General features: G+C 43.0%; 23 protein-coding genes and 1 pseudogene. 23 read left to right on the plus strand and 1 reads right to left on the minus strand.

Annotated elements, in window-relative coordinates; genetic code table 11:
* Positions 1–13 precede the first annotated feature (13 nt).
* From dhaL to C1A12_RS16030, 13 genes are all read left to right on the plus strand, one after another.
* Positions 14–670, plus strand: a complete 657-nt coding sequence (dhaL, locus tag C1A12_RS15970) for a dihydroxyacetone kinase subunit DhaL (RefSeq protein ID WP_101845395.1) — start codon at positions 14–16, stop codon at positions 668–670.
* A gap of 209 nt (positions 671–879) precedes the next feature.
* Positions 880–1,368, plus strand: coding sequence for a ribose 5-phosphate isomerase B (gene rpiB / locus C1A12_RS15975; RefSeq protein ID WP_101845397.1), 489 nt, complete (start codon positions 880–882; stop codon positions 1,366–1,368).
* 20 nt (positions 1,369–1,388) lie between these two features.
* Positions 1,389–2,336, plus strand: a complete 948-nt coding sequence (gene glpX, locus C1A12_RS15980) for a class II fructose-bisphosphatase (protein WP_101845399.1) — start codon at positions 1,389–1,391, stop codon at positions 2,334–2,336.
* 57 nt (positions 2,337–2,393) lie between these two features.
* On the plus strand, positions 2,394–4,412 hold the full coding sequence (gene tkt, locus C1A12_RS15985; protein WP_101845401.1) for a transketolase: 2,019 nt from the start codon (positions 2,394–2,396) through the stop codon (positions 4,410–4,412).
* A gap of 633 nt (positions 4,413–5,045) precedes the next feature.
* Positions 5,046–6,227 carry an NADP-dependent malic enzyme gene (locus C1A12_RS15990; protein WP_101845403.1) on the plus strand — a complete coding sequence of 394 codons (1,182 nt, stop codon included), beginning with the start codon at positions 5,046–5,048 and terminating at the stop codon, positions 6,225–6,227.
* Between the two features lie 39 nt (positions 6,228–6,266).
* Entirely contained in the window at positions 6,267–7,595 is a 1,329-nt protein-coding gene (locus C1A12_RS15995) for a 2-hydroxycarboxylate transporter family protein (protein WP_101845405.1), read from the plus strand.
* A 157-nt stretch (positions 7,596–7,752) separates the two neighbouring features.
* Complete coding sequence (locus C1A12_RS16000; protein WP_101845407.1) at positions 7,753–7,959, plus strand: DUF1657 domain-containing protein; 207 nt, start codon at positions 7,753–7,755, stop codon at positions 7,957–7,959.
* A 77-nt stretch (positions 7,960–8,036) separates the two neighbouring features.
* Complete coding sequence (locus C1A12_RS16005) at positions 8,037–8,492, plus strand: hypothetical protein (RefSeq protein ID WP_101845409.1); 456 nt, start codon at positions 8,037–8,039, stop codon at positions 8,490–8,492.
* A gap of 13 nt (positions 8,493–8,505) precedes the next feature.
* On the plus strand, positions 8,506–8,985 hold the full coding sequence (gene spoVAC, locus C1A12_RS16010; protein ID WP_101845411.1) for a stage V sporulation protein AC: 480 nt from the start codon (positions 8,506–8,508) through the stop codon (positions 8,983–8,985).
* A complete protein-coding gene (gene spoVAD / locus C1A12_RS16015; protein ID WP_101845412.1) occupies positions 8,985–9,989 on the plus strand; it encodes a stage V sporulation protein AD in 1,005 nt (334 codons plus the stop codon). Before spoVAC ends, spoVAD begins: the two co-directional genes overlap by 1 nt.
* The gene (gene spoVAE / locus C1A12_RS16020) at positions 9,986–10,336 is read left to right on the plus strand and encodes a stage V sporulation protein AE (protein ID WP_101845414.1); all 351 of its coding nucleotides are present in this window, start codon (positions 9,986–9,988) and stop codon (positions 10,334–10,336) included. The genes spoVAD and spoVAE overlap by 4 nt, the downstream gene beginning before the upstream one ends.
* 12 nt (positions 10,337–10,348) lie before the next feature.
* Entirely contained in the window at positions 10,349–10,555 is a 207-nt protein-coding gene (locus C1A12_RS16025) for a DUF1657 domain-containing protein (protein ID WP_101845416.1), read from the plus strand.
* Between the two features lie 18 nt (positions 10,556–10,573).
* A complete protein-coding gene (locus C1A12_RS16030; RefSeq protein ID WP_101845418.1) occupies positions 10,574–11,434 on the plus strand; it encodes a DUF421 domain-containing protein in 861 nt (286 codons plus the stop codon).
* 241 nt (positions 11,435–11,675) lie between these two features.
* On the opposite strand, the gene C1A12_RS16035 is transcribed toward C1A12_RS16030, so the two are convergent.
* The gene (locus tag C1A12_RS16035) at positions 11,676–11,981 is read right to left on the minus strand and encodes a hypothetical protein (protein ID WP_101845420.1); all 306 of its coding nucleotides are present in this window, start codon (positions 11,979–11,981) and stop codon (positions 11,676–11,678) included.
* A 134-nt stretch (positions 11,982–12,115) separates the two neighbouring features.
* Between C1A12_RS16035 and C1A12_RS16040 the strand changes: the two are divergent.
* The 10 genes and pseudogenes from C1A12_RS16040 to C1A12_RS16085 all read left to right on the plus strand — a co-directional run.
* A pseudogene (locus tag C1A12_RS16040) lies at positions 12,116–12,367 on the plus strand (phosphodiester glycosidase family protein); the annotation flags it as partial.
* A 218-nt stretch (positions 12,368–12,585) separates the two neighbouring features.
* Entirely contained in the window at positions 12,586–13,671 is a 1,086-nt protein-coding gene (locus C1A12_RS16045; RefSeq protein WP_101845424.1) for a hypothetical protein, read from the plus strand.
* A complete protein-coding gene (locus C1A12_RS16050; protein WP_101845425.1) occupies positions 13,658–15,826 on the plus strand; it encodes a molybdopterin oxidoreductase family protein in 2,169 nt (722 codons plus the stop codon). Before C1A12_RS16045 ends, C1A12_RS16050 begins: the two co-directional genes overlap by 14 nt.
* A complete protein-coding gene (locus tag C1A12_RS16055) occupies positions 15,827–16,384 on the plus strand; it encodes a 4Fe-4S dicluster domain-containing protein (RefSeq protein ID WP_101845427.1) in 558 nt (185 codons plus the stop codon).
* A gap of 12 nt (positions 16,385–16,396) precedes the next feature.
* A complete protein-coding gene (locus tag C1A12_RS16060; RefSeq protein WP_101845429.1) occupies positions 16,397–16,921 on the plus strand; it encodes a ubiquinol-cytochrome c reductase iron-sulfur subunit in 525 nt (174 codons plus the stop codon).
* Positions 16,911–17,132 carry a hypothetical protein gene (locus C1A12_RS16065; RefSeq protein WP_101845431.1) on the plus strand — a complete coding sequence of 74 codons (222 nt, stop codon included), beginning with the start codon at positions 16,911–16,913 and terminating at the stop codon, positions 17,130–17,132. The genes C1A12_RS16060 and C1A12_RS16065 overlap by 11 nt, the downstream gene beginning before the upstream one ends.
* Complete coding sequence (locus C1A12_RS16070) at positions 17,110–17,424, plus strand: hypothetical protein (RefSeq protein ID WP_101845432.1); 315 nt, start codon at positions 17,110–17,112, stop codon at positions 17,422–17,424. The genes C1A12_RS16065 and C1A12_RS16070 overlap by 23 nt, the downstream gene beginning before the upstream one ends.
* Positions 17,408–17,689 carry a hypothetical protein gene (locus C1A12_RS16075; RefSeq protein WP_101845434.1) on the plus strand — a complete coding sequence of 94 codons (282 nt, stop codon included), beginning with the start codon at positions 17,408–17,410 and terminating at the stop codon, positions 17,687–17,689. The genes C1A12_RS16070 and C1A12_RS16075 overlap by 17 nt, the downstream gene beginning before the upstream one ends.
* Complete coding sequence (locus C1A12_RS16080) at positions 17,686–19,212, plus strand: MFS transporter (protein ID WP_101845436.1); 1,527 nt, start codon at positions 17,686–17,688, stop codon at positions 19,210–19,212. The genes C1A12_RS16075 and C1A12_RS16080 overlap by 4 nt, the downstream gene beginning before the upstream one ends.
* 64 nt (positions 19,213–19,276) lie before the next feature.
* A complete protein-coding gene (locus C1A12_RS16085) occupies positions 19,277–19,930 on the plus strand; it encodes a response regulator transcription factor (RefSeq protein ID WP_101845438.1) in 654 nt (217 codons plus the stop codon).
* Positions 19,931–19,952 lie beyond the last annotated feature (22 nt).

A 19,952-nucleotide genomic window follows, 5' to 3' on the forward strand; every position in this document is an offset into this window, starting at 1 on the left:
AGGAGGTTTTAAAATGGAACTATCATCTTATGATTTAAAGAATTTTTTTAAAACCGTAGCAGCCATGGTGGAAGAGGAGAAAGATTATTTGTGTGAACTGGACCGTAAGTTGGGTGATGGCGATCACGGAGTCACTATGTCTATTGGCTGGCAGGCCGTAGATGACATTCTGGATACGGACCTTAAAGAGGAAGAAGATTGCGGGAAAATTAGTATGAAAGTAGGAAAAACGTTTTTAAGTGCTGTTGGATCATCTGTTGGCCCTTTGTATGCTACTGGTCTGATGAGGGGAGCTAAATCGGGGAAAAAGAAAACAGTGATGGATGAGAAAGATTTAGTAGAGTACTGGATAGCTTTCGCGAGGGGGATTAAAGAAAGGGGTCAAGCAGAAGTAGGAGAGAAAACCATGGTTGATACACTTGAACCATTTGCAAACACTCTTGAGGAGAAATACGCTCAAACCAATCAATTCTTTGAATCGTTTGAGCATGCCATAAGCGATGCGGAAAAAGGGATGAAATCAACTAAAGATATTATATCTAAGAGAGGTCGTTCCAGCCGCTTAGGTGACCGTTCGGTTGGAGCACAGGACCCTGGAGCCACTTCCGCGTTTATGATTTTGTCAGCGTTTCATAAATTCGCACAGAATAGGTCTACCCAGGTTAGTTAACTGGCATCACTTAATCAATGAACTTAGCTTTTCATAATAGGAATCAGGATCAGCTTATTTGTTTCTGATTTCTTTTTTTTACAAAAAAACAAAAACGAAAATAAATAACAATAATAAACGAAAATAAAAAATAAATAATTATTGATAAACGAAAGTATATGTAATAATATGAAAGTATATAATTGAAGTTAATGAAGGGAGATAGTTTGATGAGGATTGGAATCGGAAGTGATCATAACGGATTTGCATTAAAAGAAGAGATCAAAGGGTTTATCGAGAAAACGTTCACCCATGAGTTGGTGGATTACGGATGTTATTCATGTGATTCTGTTGACTACCCTGACGTTGCATTTGATGTATCACAGAATATAAGTGAGTCTAAATTAGACCGGGGCATCTTGATCTGCGGCACAGGGATCGGCGTAGCGATTGCAGCTAATAAATACCCGGGGATTCGTGCGGCATTAGCACATGATACGTATTCTGCAGAAAGAGCTCAATTGAGCAATAATGCTCAAATAATTACGATGGGGTCACAGATTATAGGGCCAGAGGCAGCGAAAAAAGTAGTGGAAGCTTATCTTCATTCTACTTGGGCAGAAGGATCAAAACACAAAGTGGATAAAATCATCAAAAAGGAAAGAGAGTTTTTTCGTCAAGGAGTGGGCACCACGGCAGCCGGAAATCAGTGCCGTTAAAACCGAGGGGGTATGCTTTGATGCAACCATTATTACTGGATTTCTTAAAAGTGACTGAATCTGCCGCTATTTCTGCTTTACCTTGGATAGGAAGCGGAAATAAGATCAGCGCAGATGACGCTGCAACAAATACGATGCGTAAAAAGCTGAATGGCATGAAGATGAACGGCAGGATCGTAATTGGCGAAGGAGAAATTGATGAAGCACCTATGCTGTATATTGGAGAGACCTTAGGAACAGGTCAAGGCCCGGAAGTTGACATTGCAGTCGATCCCATCGAGGGGACGACTCCTACAGTAAATGGCCAGAGTAACGCCATTACTGTAATAGCAGCAGCACCTAAAGGGACGCTGCTGCATGCTCCAGACATGTATATGAAAAAAATTGCTGTCGGTCCGAAGGCTAAAGGTGAAATTGATATTGAGGCCCCGCTTAAAGAAAATTTAAGAGCTGTAGCAAAAGCAAATGGAAAGAGCGTTCAAGAATTAAATGTACTGATCCAAAACCGTCCACGTCATCAAGAATACGTTGACATTATTAGAAGTGAGGGGGCTAAGGTTCATCTATTCAATGACGGAGACATTATCTATGCCATAGCTACTTGTATTGAAACGTTGGAAATTGATATGTTTCTTGGAATTGGAGGAGCTCCTGAAGGGGTGCTTGGTGCAGTAGCTCTGAAATGTCTCGGTGGTGAAATGCAAGGTAAGCTTATGCCGCGGAAAGAGGAGGAGGCCAGACGTTGTATCGAAATGGGGATTAATCACCCAGAACGAGCGTTAAGCCATACAGATTTAGTAAACTCAGAGGAATGTATTTTTGCAGCAACCGGCATTACGGATAACCTATTCCTAAAAGGAGTCAGGTTGAACAATGGCAGCAACCTCACCCATTCCATTCTTATTAATGGAAGAGAAAACCAACTAAGGTATGTAGAGAGTCAATACCCCGTTGCCGAAATGGTTTAAAGAATTGAATATGTGGAGAATTCCTACGGTCAGTAAACTTTTAAAGAGGTGAAGGAAATGTTGGAAACGAGTGTGTCAACTGCACAGCTTTCCATTAACACGATTCGAACCCTGACTATCGACGCGGTAGAAAAAGCAAACTCGGGTCATCCGGGTATGCCGATGGGGGCAGCGCCAATGGCATATACTTTATGGACAGATTTCATGAACCATAACCCGGGAAATTCCAAGTGGTTTAACCGAGATCGATTTGTATTATCAGCAGGGCACGGCTCAATGCTTTTGTACAGCCTTCTTCATTTATCAGGATATGGCGTAACGATTGATGATCTTAAAAACTTTCGACAGTGGGAATCAAGAACGCCGGGACATCCTGAATTTGGACACACGGATGGTGTAGAGGCTACGACTGGTCCATTAGGCCAGGGAGTTTCGATGGCAGCTGGTATGGCGATGGCTGAAGCGCACCTTGCAGCTAAGTATAATCGTGAAGGCTATAATGTGGTAGATCATTATACTTATGCTATTTGCGGAGATGGTGATTTGATGGAAGGGGTTTCTCAGGAATCAGCTTCTTTAGCGGGTCATCTTGGTCTCGGAAAGCTTGTGGTGCTTTATGATTCTAATGATATATCGCTCGATGGGGATTTAGATCGCTCTTTTAGTGAAAGTGTGGAGAAACGATATGAAGCTTATGGGTGGCAGGTCATTCGTGTAGAAGATGGAACGGATACGGACAGCATTGCAAAAGCAATCGAACAAGCTAAACAAAATATTGAACAGCCATCCATGATTGAAGTAAAAACGGTTATCGGATATGGTTCACCTAATAAGTCTGGAAAATCAGCTTCTCACGGAGCTCCTCTTGGAGAGGAAGAAGCGATGGCAGCTAAGGAATACTACAAGTGGACTTATCATGAACCTTTTTATGTTCCGGAGGAAGTCTATCAAGACTTTAAAGATAAAGTGAAAAGTAATGGAAATAAACAAGAACAAATATGGAATGAATTGTTTCAGCAATACAAAGAAGTTTATTCTGAGTTAGCAAATGAGTTAGAAACCGCTATAGCCGGAGGACTTCCAGAAGGATGGGAAAATGAGCTTCCTGTATACACAGAAGGAGAAGACAAAACAGCAACACGGGCGTCTTCAGGGGAAGTGATCAATGCGTTGTCTCAAAAGGTTCCCTACTTGTTCGGAGGAAGTGCTGATTTAGCAGGTTCAAACAAAACGGAGATCAAAAAAGAAGAAGATTTCTCCCGTGAGAACTATGCGGGTCGAAATATCTGGTTTGGAGTTCGTGAATTTGCCATGGCTGCAGCGATGAATGGTATGGCGCTCCATGGTGGATTAAGAACGTATGCTGGTACTTTCTTTGTATTTAGTGATTATCTGCGTCCAGCTCTCCGGCTTTCGGCCATTATGAATCTTCCGGTCAATTATGTATTAACTCACGATTCCGTGGCTGTAGGTGAAGATGGACCAACACATGAGCCGGTAGAACACCTCGCTTCTCTTCGTGCGATGCCGAATCTTTCTGTGCTCCGGCCTGCTGACGGAAATGAAACCAGTGCCGCATGGAGAGTAGCACTAGAATCTAATAACACTCCACATGTGCTTGTACTAACACGTCAGAATCTCTCTGTTTTAGAAGGAACGGCCGAACATGCCTATGAAGGAGTGAAACGTGGAGCGTACGTTCTTAAAGATTCAAAAAAGCGTGTACCGGATGGGATCTTGCTGGCCTCTGGTTCAGAAGTTCAACTGGCTGTTCGTGCTCAGAAGGAATTGAAAACGTTAAAAGGCTATGATTTCCGTGTGGTTAGTGTTCCCTCTTTTGATCGTTTTGATGCTCAAAGTGCTGACTATAAAGAAAGCGTGCTTCCTTCCAATGTGAGAAAGCGGTTGGCCATTGAAATGGGAGCTTCCTTGGGCTGGGAACGTTATACAGGTATTGATGGAGCAGTGATTGGTATTGATAAGTTTGGCGCATCTGCACCAGGAGAAACAATCATTAAGGAATATGGTTTTACTGTAGATAACATTGTGGAACAAGCTGAGAACTTTTACAAATAAAACAAAAAAGCGTTTTTGGTGTGGGCATGATGTGAATCTTTAATTAATCGAAAGACAAGGTTTAAAAGCATCAAATTTGGCTGCTCTTCAGACTGTCGAAAAACTCGACAGTCTTATTTTTTGTTCTTTATGTATAATTCAACGGTTAAATAGTATGACAAAGAACTGGTCTTAAACAGCCAGTTATATTCAGATTAACCGTAATTCTGTACGTTTTGATTCGTGGAATCCATCATTTGAGCTGATTTCATCCCTACCTATTATAAGTACACCGTTTGTATATGTTTTTAAGTTTGAAAGTTCCTTATTCGTTCCCTTTTAGCTTTTTATCGTAAAAGGGTTTTTGGAAACGTCGAGACTCCTGTGGGAAATGCGGATAAGGTGTGACCCCGCAGGGCCAAAGGCCTGAGGAGGCACACCATTCGCCCACGGAAAGCGAGTTGTTTCCAAAAATCCTTTTCTCTACACCAGGCAGTAGAAAGGGATTAACCACAAGCTGAAAAGCAGCCAGATCTGGCTGCTTTTTTTAATTACAATAAGATTTTTACTTTCATATGATGGGCAAGTAAAGCGTTTGCATTTAAGATAAGGCCTATAAGTGAAAGCGATTTCTGAAAGCTGGAGGGCAAGTAAATGACGAGAGTCGATCTAAGTGAAGAGACATTGAATTTGCATCGTACCTTTAAAGGTAAAATCGAGGTGGCAAGTAAGATACCCGTCGATACGGAAGAGGATTTAAGCTTAGTGTACACGCCTGGAGTGGCTGATATATGTAAAGCAATTGCAGAGAATCCTGAGGAAGCGGACGAACTGACGTCAAAAGGAAATATGGTCGCAATTGTGACCGATGGTACAGCTGTATTAGGGCTTGGAGACATCGGACCAAAAGCAGCAATTCCGGTAATGGAAGGAAAAAGCCTTCTGTTTAAAAAATTCGCCGGCGTCGATGCTTTTCCGTTGTGCCTTGATACCAAAAGTACAGAAGAGATCATCGCTATCGTTAAAGCGCTTGCGCCGACATTTTCAGGAGTAAATCTTGAGGATATATCCGCCCCGAGATGTTTTGAGATTGAAGAGCGCTTAAAGAAGGAACTCGATATTCCTGTTTTTCATGATGATCAGCACGGAACGGCGATTGTCGTGTTAGCCGCTTTAATCAATGCACTAAAGATAGTGAAAAAAGCAAGATCACAGGCGAAAGTCGTAATAAATGGTGCTGGTGCAGCGGGGATCGCGATTGCGGAGCTGCTTATGGATGCCGGGTTTAATGATGTTACGCTTGTCAGCCTTGAAGGCGTTATCCGTAAAGGGGAGACATGGATGAACCCGAGGCAGCGCGCTATGGCAGAACGAACAAACCTTAACGGTAGACACGGTGGGTTAGATGAAGTCATCACGGGAGCAGATATTTTTATCGGCGTGTCAGCTCCGGAAATTGTAACCAAAGAGCAGGTTCAGCGGATGAATAACCATCCGATTGTATTTGCATTAGCGAATCCAGTGCCTGAAATTTACCCGGAAGATGCATTAGCGGGTGGAGCAGCTGTAGTAGGGACAGGCCGTTCTGATTATCCGAATCAAATTAATAATCTGCTGGCCTTTCCGGGCATTTTTAAGGGAGCGCTTAATCAAAAAGTGAGAGACATCACGGTTGATATGAAGGTAGCTGCGGCTGAAGGTATTGCAGCGGTCGTTACCGATCAGGAACTTTCTCGAGATTACGTCATCCCTGGTGCTCTAGATAAAACTGTTGCTCAAGCAGTAGCCGATGCCGTTGAACAGTCTGTGGAACAAAAGGAAGAGTGCTTAGTGTAATGCTAAGCCTCTTTAAAAATTAGTAAAGGAGAGATTGATATGTCCAGTTCAGCTGAAAGAGTTCAGGCCGAACAGCCGTCCCAATCCAATGTAACTTCCCTTACCAATGAAAAGAAAGCGATTACAATTTTTGGTCTGCCGCTTGTTTGGTTTATGGCGGTGGCCGCACTTACTTTAGTCAGCATGTATACCGGCAACTTACCGGGAGGAATGCTTGGCAGCCTGCTCGTAATGATGGTGCTTGGAGAGCTTTTCGGATGGATCGGCGACAACACGCCGGTCGTAAAAACTTACCTGGGCGGCGGAGCGATCATTGCGATTTTTGGTGCTGCCTATATGGTATATGCAGGGTTAATTCCGGACTCTACTGTCACGATGATAGATGATTTTATGAAAACCGGGGGCTTTCTTAATTTCTACATTGCCGCTTTAATTACAGGCAGTATCCTCGGAATGAACAAGAAAATTCTCATTAAAGTCGGCCTTAAATATTTCCTGCCGATCTTTGGTGCCGTTCTAGGTGCTATGGCTTTAGCCGGTTTGTTTGGTGCGATAGCCGGATTCTCGCTTCGGGATGCTGTGCTTGTCATTGCGATGCCAATTATGGGAGGAGGCATGGGAGCAGGTGCTGTGCCGATGAGTCAGATTTATAGTGAGCTGATGGGGAATGATCCAAGCTATTATATTTCCATGCTTGTACCGGCACTGGCCCTGGGTAATGTGTTTGCCATTATTATAGCAAGTATGCTGAATATCCTTGGGAAGAAGGTACCGTCCTTAACAGGAAATGGACAGTTGTTAAAGGGATTTGAATATAAGGAAGAGAAGTCAACGTTTGATATTCAAAAAATGGGTGTTGGACTGATGGTGGCGATTCTTTTCTTCACAATCGGTACTTTATTAGCCGGTTTTATTCCGCTGCACGCTTACGCTTTAATGATTATTATTGTAGCTTTGGCGAAAATCGCAGATGTCATTCCAAAAAGTGTGCTAGACGGAGCGAACCAGTGGTACAAGTTCGTCGCGAAAAACTGGACGCTTGCGCTGCTGTTTGGAATCGGGATCGCTTATACAGATTTAAACACGGTGCTTGAAGCCTTAACACTTCAATATATTCTAACCGTCCTAGGCGTTGTACTCGGTGCGGTAATCGGTGCAGGGCTTCTTGGAAAGCTTGTCGGTTTCTATCCTATTGAATCCGCGATTACAGCAGGGTTGTGTATGGCCAATATGGGAGGAACAGGTGACGTAGCTGTGCTTTCCTCTTCAAGAAGAATGGAGCTTATGCCATTCGCGCAGATTTCCTCTCGCTTAGGCGGAGCGATTATTCTGCTCCTGGCTGGCTTGCTTATTCCGTTATTTATGTAAAAGACAAACAAGGGTCTGTCCCCCAAAGCGGGTGGCAGGCTCTTTTTTTATTTGTGCGGAAAGCCCTTTTTCAAAAATGGAATAAATAGTAAGTCATAACTCTTTTCTTCAGGTTCAAAATAAATATGGTAAAACGTTAAATGAAGGAGCGAGAGAAATGACAGTAATTAATGATGTGAAAACTACTTTAGCTGGTCTGAAAAGTGCCCAGGCAAGCTTTGAAACATTCGCGCTGGGCACAGAAAATCAACAAGCTAAACAGCTTTATGAACAATCTGCAAAAGATACACAAGAATTGATTAATAATCTAGAGGCCCGTGTCACGCAGATTGAACAAGAAGAACCTCAATACAAACAACAATAATGGTGAACGGAAAAGGTTAGCTCATTATTGCTGGCCTTTTCTTTTTTAACCCGCTTGACCAAGGGTGGTGAATTTAATTGAAAAAATTTTTAATCGTAATGCTTGCTGTAAGTATTTTGGCTGCCGGCTGCCAGGAGGATAAGGAGTCAAAAGACAAGAAAGAATCTTCACAAACGGTCCAGCTTTCAACTAATAAACAACCGGCCGATCAAAACCCTTCTAAACAAGCAGAAAAAGTGCTGCAAAAGAAAAACCACTTAAAAGATATCAAAGCTGTAAACGATGATAAAAAGATTTTAATTGCGGCCCAAATTCCACATAATGAGCGTTTTAAAATAGCAAAAATTGAAAAGAAATTGACCAAGCAAGCCGAAAAACAATTTTCTGGCCACGAGGTTACACTCTCTTTAGATCTGAAAATTCATTTAGAAGTTAAAGAGTTGAAACAGCGAATAAAGAATAAGGAAGTCAGCAGGAAAGAAGTAACGAAAGAAATTGATCGACTCATCAAGCTTTCTAAAAGAAATCAATAAAGCAGGTGTTTACATGTCCAATAATAAGAAAAAGAATCTGACTCCGGTCCAACAGGAGTATCAACAATTTCAAAGTGATCGTGAAGTCAAACGACCTGTACTAAAAAATTGTATAAAAGCTTTTTTAATTGGGGGATTAATTTGTTTAGTTGGACAATGCATTCAAACCTTTTTCATATATAACTTTAATTTTACCGAACAGACGGCCGGGGATCCTACTGTAGCGGTAATGATTTTTCTTACAATGCTTTTAACTGGGTTTGGAATTTATGATCGATTGGCTCAGTTCGCGGGAGCAGGGTCGGCTGTACCCGTTACAGGGTTCGGTAATGCTGTTATTTCTGCCTGTATCGAACACCGCACTGAAGGGATGATCCTTGGTGTGGGCGGCAATATGTTTAAACTGGCCGGCTCAGTCATCATGTCCGGGGTTTTTGCTGCTTTTGTTATTGCTTTAATAAAGACCATTCTTATCGAGTGGGGTGGGCTGTAATGCGGACATGGATATTTAACAATAAGCCGGTGATCGTTTCCACGGGTACAGTAGGAGGTCCCTTTGAAGCTAAAGGAAAAATCGCTGAAGACTTCGATATCTTACATGAAGATTTATGGTTGAAGGAAGATACGTATGAGAAGGCTCACAAAGTGATGTTGGAAGAAGCGTCCTTAAGAGCCACAGAAAAAGCGGGAATTACGAAAGAACATGTCCAGTTCTTCCTTGGCGGAGATCTGATCAATCAGATTACTCCGACGAGTTTCTCAGCGAAGACGATCGGAGCGGCGTATCTCGGATTATTTGGGGCCTGTTCTACATCCATGGAGGGGCTGGCACTAGCTGCTTTTCTTGTGAATCATGGAGGAGCTGACTGTGTGCTGACCGGATCATCCAGTCATAATGCTGCTGTGGAGAAACAGTTTCGGTACCCGACAGAGTACGGGGCCCAGAAGCCGCCGACTTCGCAGTGGACGGTCACCGGCGCAGGGGTATCCCTGGTCAAGGATAAAGGGGAGGGACCGAGGGTAACTTCAGCTACGATTGGAAAGGTTGTAGACATGGGATTGACAGATCCTTTTAATATGGGGGGCGCTATGGCTCCGGCAGCGGTAGATACTATTGAAACCCATTTAAAAGAACGCGATATTGACCCATCCTATTATGACTTGATTGTCACAGGCGATCTCGGTCATATCGGCCGAGAATGTGCGCTCGATTTGTTTACCAAACATCATACGGAAGTAACAGCGGAACAGTTTCAGGACTGCGGATTAATGATTTACAGAGAAGGCCAGCCGGTGTTAGCAGGAGCCAGTGGTTCTGGTTGTTCTGCGGTTGTCGTCTATGGTCACTTATTAAATCGAATGAAAAAAGGAGAATTTAAACGAATGCTCGTCGTGGCGACGGGTGCTTTGTTGTCTCCTTTAACTTATCAGCAAGGTGAAACGATACCGTGTATAGCCCACGCGGTTTCCATTGAATATGGAGGTGGAAAAGAATGATCTTTTTTTGGGCTTTCGTAATAGGCGGCATGATATGTGTTCTTGGGCAGATTATGTTCGATGTGTTTAAACTAACGCCCGCTCACACCTTGAGTATATTAGTCGTCTCCGGAGCAATATTAGATGGATTCGGGTTATATGAGCCTCTTATCGCTTTTGCCGGGGCCGGGGCTACGATTCCTATTACAAGCTTTGGAAATGCTTTAGTTCACGGTGCTATGAAAGACGCTGAGGCTTACGGTGTTGTTGGTGTCATTACAGGAATGTTTGAAGTAACAAGTGCTGGTATCTCAGCAGCTATCATATTCGGCACGATCGCGGCTATCATTTTTAAACCAAAAGGGTAAGGAGCGGGAATTATGACAGTAGGTGCTAACGTCAAACAATGTCTTGCCACGTTAAAAAGTATAGAAGCAAGCCTTTCCACTCTTGCCAGTAACTCGAGTGATGAAAAGGCTCAGCGTCTTTTTCATGAACAAATGATGGTTATGGAAGAAATTAAAGAAGACATCATGAAACGCGTTGGTGAATTGGAACGAGAAGAAGAGCAGTATAAAGGATTTTAAATACAGGGAGTGATGAAGGTGCCGGACTGGCTGGATGTGGCCGTAAGAGGGGTCATTTTTTTAATCGTTTTATTTTTAATGACAAAACTATTAGGTAAAAAGCAACTGTCTGAACTATCTTTTTTTGAATATGTGTCGGGAATTACTATCGGCAGTATCGCATCAGAAGTAATTATCAATCTTGATAAAAAAATCTGGAACGGTATTATCGGGATTGTCGTCTTTTCCGTCTCGATCCTTCTTATAGAAATTCTTTCTCTATACCGTAAACGAGTACGTGATCTTGTAGAAGGATCAGGCACGGTGGTGATTAAGGATGGGAAAGTTCTGGAAGAGAATTTAAAGAAAGAAAATTACTCTACAGATGAGCTGCTCCAATTATTAAGAGGGAAGGACATTTTTAATCTTTCTGAGGTAGAGTATGCTGTCCTCGAACCGAGCGGATCCGTAAGTGCCCTTCTTAAAAAAGATTACCGCCCGGTGACGCGCAAGGACCTTGGTTTAACGAGTGTGAATGAAAAAGAACCTCAGACGGTGATCATGGATGGGGAGATTCTGGATGAAGCGTTGACCACCATTGGGAAAAACCGTGGCTGGTTACAGGCAGAGTTAGATAAGCAGAATATATCGATAGAAAACGTGTTCCTCGGCCAGATCGATTCCTACGGCGCTCTTACAGTGGACTTATTCGATGATAAAATCGAAGTGTCCGAATCGCAGGAGAGGCCATTGTTACTTGCCAATATGAAAAAATGCCAGGCCGATTTAGAATTATTTGCCTTAGCTACAGAATCTGAGTCGGCAAAGAATATTTACGCGGAGAATGCGAAAAAGCTTGAAAAATCGATGCAAAAATTGACACCTTATCTTAAGAGTTAATAGGGGAGATACTCTCTCAAACTAACGCAGGAATATAAGAAAGCCTTTCTTTGCAAGTAAGGCTTTTACATAGAATTTTTTCTTCTTACATAAGACTACTTGATCTAATGTCTAAGGCTTCACTGCTCTGAAATGGAAGATATAAGAAGATAATTTAAAAAAGCTTCCGAGCGACAATTACTCGAAGAGCCCCTCATGAACATGGTTATTAGAGGCTTGGATAAGTTTAAATAAGGCACGTTTACTGGGCAAATTCCTGGTTTGATAATTCACGCCATCCGTGGGTTAGAAGCTTTTCTACATAGGTCTCCAATTTGATTTCCTGCACTTCAATGGCCAACGGGGAAAGGGAAACCAGGCATTCTTCAGATTCATAATTAATCGTCACTTTTACCACTTCATATCCATTGTGAAAGCCAGCGTCAAATCCAGGGTCGTCTATAATATCACCTTGGACAGGACGAATATCAGAATCAAAGGATTTGACCATGGCGGCCGATTTTTGTTCCGTGTCCGAAGATGCGAAAAGAATTAAATGTATTTTCATAGCATGCTCCTTTATGTTTTATACTTTGAAGCTTACCGCAAACGCCTCTGCCTATCAACAGCATCTTAACTTATAAAACATGATTCCGCTGGAGCAAAGATTTTTATTATTCTTTTGCTGAATCAAGACATCCAAGGTCACTTGTGGGAATAAAAGAAAATGGGAATATCCTGCTTGTAACGGCTGACGGACGCAGCCCTGAAGAAAGTATTGGTCTCAGTTTCTATGAAAGTGCTCAAGTGCTTCAATCGCTTGGTGCAGTCGAAGGAATGAACCTGGATGGAGGCGGCTCGACTTCGATGACAGTAGGGGAAGAAATCGTTAATCAGCCATCTGATCCGGCTGGCGAGCGTCCGGTGTCTGACGGGATTTTTCTACTAAAATAACTCATAAGAATCTAAAAGTCTAAGTCTTGCATTTAAGGCTTAGGCTTTTTTTGCTGCTTTCTTAAACCTCTTCGAAAGATCCTCCAACTCCCAGAACAAATAATAGGGGTTTTCCCAGTTCATAATCGGGCATTTCCCTGATTACGAAATAAAAGAACCTTGCCTATACTTAAATTAGTTCAAAGCAAAACAAAAAAGTTAAGTAAGGAAGGTTATCTATGGCGCATTCATACGTTCAAGAATCTATTAAAAATCGGCGCTCCGTTAATCGGGCATTTGCATCCAAGTTCGCAAAGTCTATGTTTATCGCAGTCAGTTTACTCGTTATTTTAAGTTTTATCGGGACCCGGATGTTCACCCATGTGGATCTAAACTTATACGGCTATGTAGTAGGAACGTTCGTTTTTATCGGTGGTTTCTTCTATCGGTTTATAGCATGGGGAGAGCGGCCTCCTACAAAGATTTTTATGAAAAAAGGAATCAGGCTGTTATTCCGTAAATCTACACCAAAGACTACAGCAAACCATCTGGGAACCTATCAATTTATTTGGGATAGGGGAATTTACCGATGGACACAGCACCTGCTGATTGGCTGGGGCGTCATCCTTTCCTGTCTTGTTACTTTTCCTCTTGTCTTCGGTTGGATGTATTTCACGATGGAGGAAAATGGTTATTATACGGTGGTTGCTTTTGGGATGGATGTTATGCGTGTGGAGGCAGACGGCTGGCTTGCATTCTTCTTTTACAACGCCCTGAATTTTACAGCCATTGCAGTTATCCTTGGAGTTTGTATGGCTTTGTACCGCCGGCTGAAACATATGCAGGCAAGAGCCGAGCAGAAATTCATCTATGATTTTATGCCGCTGTATCTACTATTGTTTATCAGCATTACAGGATTAGCCTTAACCTTTATGAATGTGTTCCTTCACGGACAGGGTCATTATGTGATGTCGCTCATTCATCAATATTCGGTGATTGTGACATTAATTTATTTACCCTTTGGCAAGCTCGCTCATATTCCATTTCGACCACTCAGTGTATTTGCCAGGAATTACCGAGAACATTACAGTGAGCAATCGATGAAGAAGTGTAAAAACTGCTCCACTGAGTTTGTATCAACGGAACAATCCCGGGATGTCAGGGATGTGCTGCATGAGAATGCGATTCATTTTGATATGGAGGAAGGATTCAACTTAGCAGAACTGTGTCTTCCCTGCCGCCGTAAGTACCGAATGTCACGCTTTTCAGGTAAACCTACACACAAAGTAATCCACAAGGAGGCTAATCAAGATGCAAAAGGATAAATTTTTCCGTGAGATTGAGAACGTACGCCATCCAAATGAAAAACTGGTGAAAACCCACTGCAGCTACTGTGGGATGCAATGTGGAATGAACTTGCGAGTGAACACGTCAACGAACAAGATTATCGGAGTTGAGCCAAGGTATGATTGGCCGGTGACTGTTGGAAAAATGTGTCCTAAAGGCGTGACTGCTTATCAGCAGACCAACCATGAAGACCGGATCTTACGTCCGCTTATACGGGATGATGCTTCCTTAAAGGGAACGAAAGAAGGATTTCGTGAGGCGAGCTGGGAGGAAGCGTATGACTTAATCGCCCGCAGGTTTAAAGAGCTTCAAACAGACTATGGAAAAGATTCTTTGTCCGTATTCAGCGGGGTTTCCATGACGAATGAGAAATGTTACTTAACAGGTAAATTTGCCCGGGTGGCCCTGGGTACAAGGTATATCGATTATAACGGCCGCTTCTGCATGTCGAGTGCAGCCGGTGGATTCTTAAGAACCTTTGGTGTTGATCGCGGCTCTACCTTGCCCTGGACAGATGTTCATGAAACGGATTGCTTGTTCATTGCCGGAAGCAACACGGCTGAATGCCATCCGACTTCCATGTTCAGGGTGTGGGCGGTTCAGGAAAGAGGCGGTTATATTATTGTAGTGGATCCGCGGGAAACTCCTATTGCCCGTCGAGCAGACTTACACTTAGATTTGAAGCCGGGAACCGACCTTGCTTTAGCCAACGGAATATTAAATTTATTAATTGAAAATGGATACACAGATGAATCCTTTATCAGCAGCCATACCAATGGATTTGAAGAAACAAAAGCTCTCGTTAGTCAGTTCACGTTGGCCTATACGAGTGAAATAACAGGCGTCTCTCAAGAAAAAATCAAACGGGCTGCTGAGATTTATGGAAAAGCACCTAATGCCATCGTAATGTTTGCCCGCGGCATCGAACAGCAGCATAAAGGCGTTGATAATGTCTCAGCCTACACGAATATGGCCTTAGTCACTGGAAAAATCGGCCGTCCGAAATCGGGAGTTGCCACATTTACGGGGCAGGGGAATGGTCAGGGAGGCCGCGAACATGGACAAAAATCCGACCTGCTCCCGGGATATCGAAAAATAACTAATCCCGAACACGTTCAAGAAGTATGTGACGTATGGGGGATTACACCAGAAGAAATGCCGAACCCCGGTGTATCAGCTTATGAGATGTTTGAGCTTATGAAGGAGAAAACCATTCGCGGACTCTACCTGCTTTGTTCTAACCCTGCGGTTTCTGCGCCGAATCTTAACTTTGTAAGAGAAGCGTTGGAAAATCTTGATTTCATGGTGTGTGCCGACTTTTATTTATCCGAGTCCGCAGAATATGCCGACGTCATCTTACCTTCTGTTACCTGGTCCGAGGATGAAGGAACGGTCACGAACCTTGAAGGACGGATTATCAAAATTAATAAAGCCCAAGAGCCGATTGGGGAGTCAAAACCAGATTGGAAGATGCAAGTGGAACTTGCTGAAAAACTCGGAAAAGGAAAGTATTTCTCTCATTTAAAAACGGCAAAGGATGTAGCAGAAGAGTTCCGCTTAGCTTCTAAAGGCGGGTATGCCGATTATTATGGAGCTACATGGGATAAAATCGACAAACAGGATGGAGTGTTCTGGCCTTGTAAAGATGAAGCAGACAAAGGGACCCCCCATATGTTCCTCGATAAGAAGTTCTATCATCCAGACGGAAAGGCAAAAATTTGTGCACTTCCTTATAGACCTCCTGCAGAAGAGCCATGTAAGGATTATCCATTACGACTTACCACAGGGCGGGTTGTTTACCATTACTTATCAGGTAACCAGACGAGAAGAATTAAGTTTCTGCGAGATATGTGCCCCGATCCCTATGTGGAGGTTCATCCGCGAACAGCGGAGAAGTATCAGATCGAACATGAAGAGCTCATTAAACTCTTCACAAGACGCGGCAAGGCGGACTTTAAAGTAAAAATTACAGAAGCGATACGGGAAGACACCGTGTTTGTCCCTTACCACTTTGGGCATGAGAAATCTATTAATCTGTTAACCATTCAAGCTCTCGACCCGATTTCTAAAATGCCTGAGTTCAAAGCATGTGCCGCCCGAATAGAGAAAATAGAGAGGGAGAAGGTACGCTAAATGAAGAAACGATTATATATAGAACTTGAAAATTGTATTGGCTGCCGTTCCTGCCTGGCTGCATGTACTCAATGCGGCGGACATGAGGAACGAAATCGGAATTATGTATATGATGTCAATCCACTCGTTGACCGGCAGACTATGCCCTTAATGTGCCTGCATTGTGAAAACCCGGCTTGTGCCCGCAGCTGTCCTGCGCAGGCGATTCAAATTCACGAAACGGGAGCCGTTTTATCTGCTCTCGTGGAGAAATGTATTGGCTGTCAGAACTGTACGATTGCTTGTCCATATGGAATTCCTAAATTCGATACGGAGCAGAACCTGATGTACAAATGCGATCTTTGTATCGATCGCACAAAAGACGGCATTCCTCCAATGTGTGCAAGTGTGTGTCCTTCAAATACACTGCAGTGGCTGACGGAAGAAGAAATTGAGCAAAAAGAACAACAGCATAAACTCGATAACGATAAATGGGTAGCGAGCATGCCGTTAGAAGGAAGAACTGAAGTCAAAGTCAACCTGCCTGGAATTCTACAAGGAACGGAAAAATTGTTTTAAGGAGGACGTACGATGGCAAATCATAACGACCAGAGGCCATTTAAGGAAGATAATTATACGCATAACATTAACCGTAATGATGAACGAATGCTTGACCGCAGAGGTTTTATGAAAACGATGGCCGGAGCAGCAGGTGTGTTCGCTGTCGCCTCTCTTCCCTGGGGGGCAGTAGCAGCTAAAGAATTGATGGGGCTGAGCGAGAAAGAATATCCTCACCATAAAATCGCAGCCATAAAGGATATCCCTGTTGGCGAGTCAGTTAAGTTTGACTATCCTGGTGACCATGACAGTGCCCTGCTTATCCGCCTTAGTGAAGAAAAGTACGCAGCCTATCAAAATGCTTGTACACACTTGCAGTGCCCCGTCTTCTGGGAAAAAGAAGAAAAAGAGATGATCTGTCCATGCCACCACGGGAAATTTGACGCAGCTACTGGTGCACCGACAGCTGGTCCTCCAAGGCGTCCACTTCCTGAAATTAAAGTGAGGGTCAAGGATGGAGCAGTCTATGCAGTTGGAGTGAAACGTTATGAAACGTAGTTACTTAGGCGTCATCGCCCTATGTACAACTTTACTTTTAAATATAGTATTCATGCAGCTCGCTGTACATCAATATTTCTATGAAAACTATGCTGCTACGCTTATTTACACAGTATTAAACATCATGCTTTTCCCCCTGGCCGTTATTATTTATAAGCGGGAGAAGAACAAAGGAGGCAGCCAGTCCGATGAAAAACGAAACGTTTCTTGATTTTTGTTTTATACGTGAAGAAGAAGGTGGATTCTATGAAGACATTCATCACATGCTCACCTCTTTGTTTAAAGGTCAACGCCTTCACTGGTATTTAGATGAAAGAATCGATAACGGGGTAGAAATAATTATCGCTGAAGTAAAAGGAATGAGCAAATGGTCCTCAGAAAAAGAGGTGGAAGAATATTTGGAATATCAAGCGGATGAATCATTCTGGAAGGTAATACAGGGATATCACTTCCGTATCTACCCGGCTGAGAAAGGGTGTGCGACCTGTGGAAACCGTTCATAGAGAAGACCTCGAACCCTTTGTATCTACTTTTATCCAGGTTGGCATTTTCGGGAGGGACGATGAAGACCACCCGCCCTGGCTTGACAAAAAACTTGTAAAAACAAGCCTTTGTCCGGATCAAACCCATTTGCGCATTTACTTTGATTTACAAACGTTCGTTGCGATTCCTTTAATGAGTGAGGTCGAACGGGATGCTGATCAGTGGTGTGCTTATGATCAGGAGAGTGGATTAAGGTATGTCATAAAAAGGAGGAATACAGAATGAATAAGATAAAGAAGGTCCAGCTTCCCTTACAGACCTTAAACCTCGTCGTTGGATTTATGATTTGGGTATTGATATCTTCTCTTATGCCGTTTATTACAGAAGATATCGCCATAACATCTGATCAAATCGCCTGGCTGACAACCATTCCTGTTATCCTTGGTTCACTTTTAAGAATTCCTCTCGGCTACTTCACGAATTTATTTGGCTCTAGGATGTTATTTATGGGCAGTTTTATCCTATTGCTGTTTCCGGTTTATTTCATAAGCATCGCTGATTCATTTGCCGACCTGTTAATTGGCGGTTTCTTTATTGGATTAGGCGGAGCTGTGTTCTCTGTAGGGGTCACTTCATTACCAAAATATTACCCAAAAGAACGGCACGGATTTGTTAATGGAATTTACGGAGCAGGTAATATCGGGACCGCTGTTACAGCCTTTGCGGCACCAGTTATTGCTGCAAATTGGGGATGGACGTTTACCGTGCAGCTGTACCTCGGAATCTTAGCTGTTTTTATTATTGCTAACTTCTTCTTAGGGGACCATCAAGAAGAAAAGGTTAAAACACCAATCGTCCAACAGTGGAAAAGCGTCTATCGCAATAAAAAATTGTGGATTCTTTGTTTATTCTACTTTATAACGTTCGGTTCATTTGTTGCTTTTACTGTTTATCTTCCTAACTTCTTAGTGAATAATTTTGAACTGGATAAGGTGGATGCAGGCTTAAGAACAGCGGGCTTTATTGCATTAGCGACCTTCGCACGGCCAGTTGGCGGCTGGCTGGCCGATACCTTTAACCCGCTGGTCCTATTACTGTATGTGTTTGGAGGATTCACTTTCGCTGCGCTGCTATTGTCATTTGCTCCATCGATTCATTTATATGGGGCCGGGTGCCTTGTGATCGCCGTTTGTGGAGGCACGGGCAATGGCGTAATTTTTAAACTGGTGCCGACTTATTTCCAGAAACAAGCAGGCATTGTCAATGGGATTGTAGCGGCTGTCGGCGGATTGGGAGGTTTTTTCCCGCCCATTATCCTGACTCTGCTTTACCAAATCAACGGACATTACGCCATTGGTTTCATGGCCTTATCTCAAGTAGCTCTTGCCAGCTTTATTATCGTCTTATGGATGTACTTTAATAGTAAAATCTTTTCAGCTAATGAACTCATGCAAACGACTCCTTTGGGAATTATGGTAACGAACAACAAAGGAAACATTATAACCGTCAACCCGGCTTTCTCAAAGTTAACAGGATTTTCCTTGAAAGAAGCTATTGGGAACAAACCTAGTATGTTAAAATCGGGGAAACAATCCCAGGAATTCTATGATCAGATGTGGACGTCATTGAAGGAGAAAGGTTTCTGGCAGGGACAAATATGGAATAAAAGGAAGGACGGAGCTTTTTACTTAGAATGGCTTACGATTAACGCAATAAAAGATGACGCAGGCGAGGTCGTTCAGTATGCAGGATTCTTCAGTGATATCACCACTTCTGAACAAAAGGAATATCAGCAAGAAATAAATTAAATAACAATGTCCCAGGTGCAGGGAAAGCACCATCGGTAAAAATAATGAATTGGAGCTGTTTTCATTGATTAAAGTTCTTTTAGTAGATGATCATGCTGTCGTTAGAACGGGATTAAATCTATTGTTAAACTCCCAAGAAAACATGGAAGTCGTCGGGGAAGCCTCAGAAGGAGCAGAAGGTATAAAAAAAGCCCAGGAGACAAAGCCTGACGTGGTATTAATGGATTTAAGCATGCCCCATGGAAAAGACGGCCTGTCCTCCACTTCGGAATTGAAAAAAATTCTGCCCGAAACAGCCATTCTCATTCTTACCATGCATGATGACGAGGAATATTTATTCCGTGCGATCCAAACAGGAGCTTCGGGGTGCGTATTAAAAAGCGCGCCCCACAGTGAACTGATCAATGCCATTCAGTCAGTCAGCGTTGGTAACGCTTATCTTCATCCTTCCGCAACAAAGAAGTTAATGGAAGAGTATTTAGGTAATATTAAAGAGAGCGGATCAGATTTGTTTGAATTATTATCCGAGCGCGAAAAAGAGATCTTGACCCTCATTGCCAGGGGGTATGCAAATAAAGAGATCGCTGAGAAATTAATTATCAGTGTCAAAACCGTTGAAACACACAAAAGTAACCTTATGGAAAAACTCCAAATGAAAACGCGCCCGGAACTCGTTTCTTATGCCCTGAAAAAGGGACTGCTCGGATATGGAATCTAGCATCCAGCTGCTGCTGAACGGC

The sequence above is a fragment of the Halobacillus sp. Marseille-P3879 genome (assembly GCF_900240285.1).
In the GTDB taxonomy this organism is placed as follows: domain Bacteria; phylum Bacillota; class Bacilli; order Bacillales; family Halobacillaceae; genus Halobacillus_A.

Bases quoted from the DNA above. Each gene is read 5' to 3' on its own strand.
- C1A12_RS16065 (WP_101845431.1), top strand. From the start codon at position 16,911: ATGAAACGTAGTTACTTAGGCGTCATCGCCCTATGTACAACTTTACTT.
- C1A12_RS16000 (WP_101845407.1), top strand. From the start codon at position 7,753: ATGACAGTAATTAATGATGTGAAAACTACTTTAGCTGGTCTGAAAAGT.
- C1A12_RS16080 (WP_101845436.1), top strand. From the start codon at position 17,686: ATGAATAAGATAAAGAAGGTCCAGCTTCCCTTACAGACCTTAAACCTC.
- C1A12_RS15990 (WP_101845403.1), top strand. From the start codon at position 5,046: ATGACGAGAGTCGATCTAAGTGAAGAGACATTGAATTTGCATCGTACC.
- C1A12_RS16060 (WP_101845429.1), top strand. From the start codon at position 16,397: ATGGCAAATCATAACGACCAGAGGCCATTTAAGGAAGATAATTATACG.
- C1A12_RS16055 (WP_101845427.1), top strand. From the start codon at position 15,827: ATGAAGAAACGATTATATATAGAACTTGAAAATTGTATTGGCTGCCGT.
- C1A12_RS15995 (WP_101845405.1), top strand. From the start codon at position 6,267: ATGTCCAGTTCAGCTGAAAGAGTTCAGGCCGAACAGCCGTCCCAATCC.
- C1A12_RS16035 (WP_101845420.1), bottom strand. From the start codon at position 11,981: ATGAAAATACATTTAATTCTTTTCGCATCTTCGGACACGGAACAAAAA.
- C1A12_RS16070 (WP_101845432.1), top strand. From the start codon at position 17,110: ATGAAAAACGAAACGTTTCTTGATTTTTGTTTTATACGTGAAGAAGAA.
- C1A12_RS16050 (WP_101845425.1), top strand. From the start codon at position 13,658: ATGCAAAAGGATAAATTTTTCCGTGAGATTGAGAACGTACGCCATCCA.
- rpiB (WP_101845397.1), top strand. From the start codon at position 880: ATGAGGATTGGAATCGGAAGTGATCATAACGGATTTGCATTAAAAGAA.
- glpX (WP_101845399.1), top strand. From the start codon at position 1,389: ATGCAACCATTATTACTGGATTTCTTAAAAGTGACTGAATCTGCCGCT.
- spoVAD (WP_101845412.1), top strand. From the start codon at position 8,985: ATGCGGACATGGATATTTAACAATAAGCCGGTGATCGTTTCCACGGGT.
- tkt (WP_101845401.1), top strand. From the start codon at position 2,394: ATGTTGGAAACGAGTGTGTCAACTGCACAGCTTTCCATTAACACGATT.
- spoVAE (WP_101845414.1), top strand. From the start codon at position 9,986: ATGATCTTTTTTTGGGCTTTCGTAATAGGCGGCATGATATGTGTTCTT.
- spoVAC (WP_101845411.1), top strand. From the start codon at position 8,506: ATGTCCAATAATAAGAAAAAGAATCTGACTCCGGTCCAACAGGAGTAT.
- dhaL (WP_101845395.1), top strand. From the start codon at position 14: ATGGAACTATCATCTTATGATTTAAAGAATTTTTTTAAAACCGTAGCA.
- C1A12_RS16025 (WP_101845416.1), top strand. From the start codon at position 10,349: ATGACAGTAGGTGCTAACGTCAAACAATGTCTTGCCACGTTAAAAAGT.
- C1A12_RS16045 (WP_101845424.1), top strand. From the start codon at position 12,586: ATGGCGCATTCATACGTTCAAGAATCTATTAAAAATCGGCGCTCCGTT.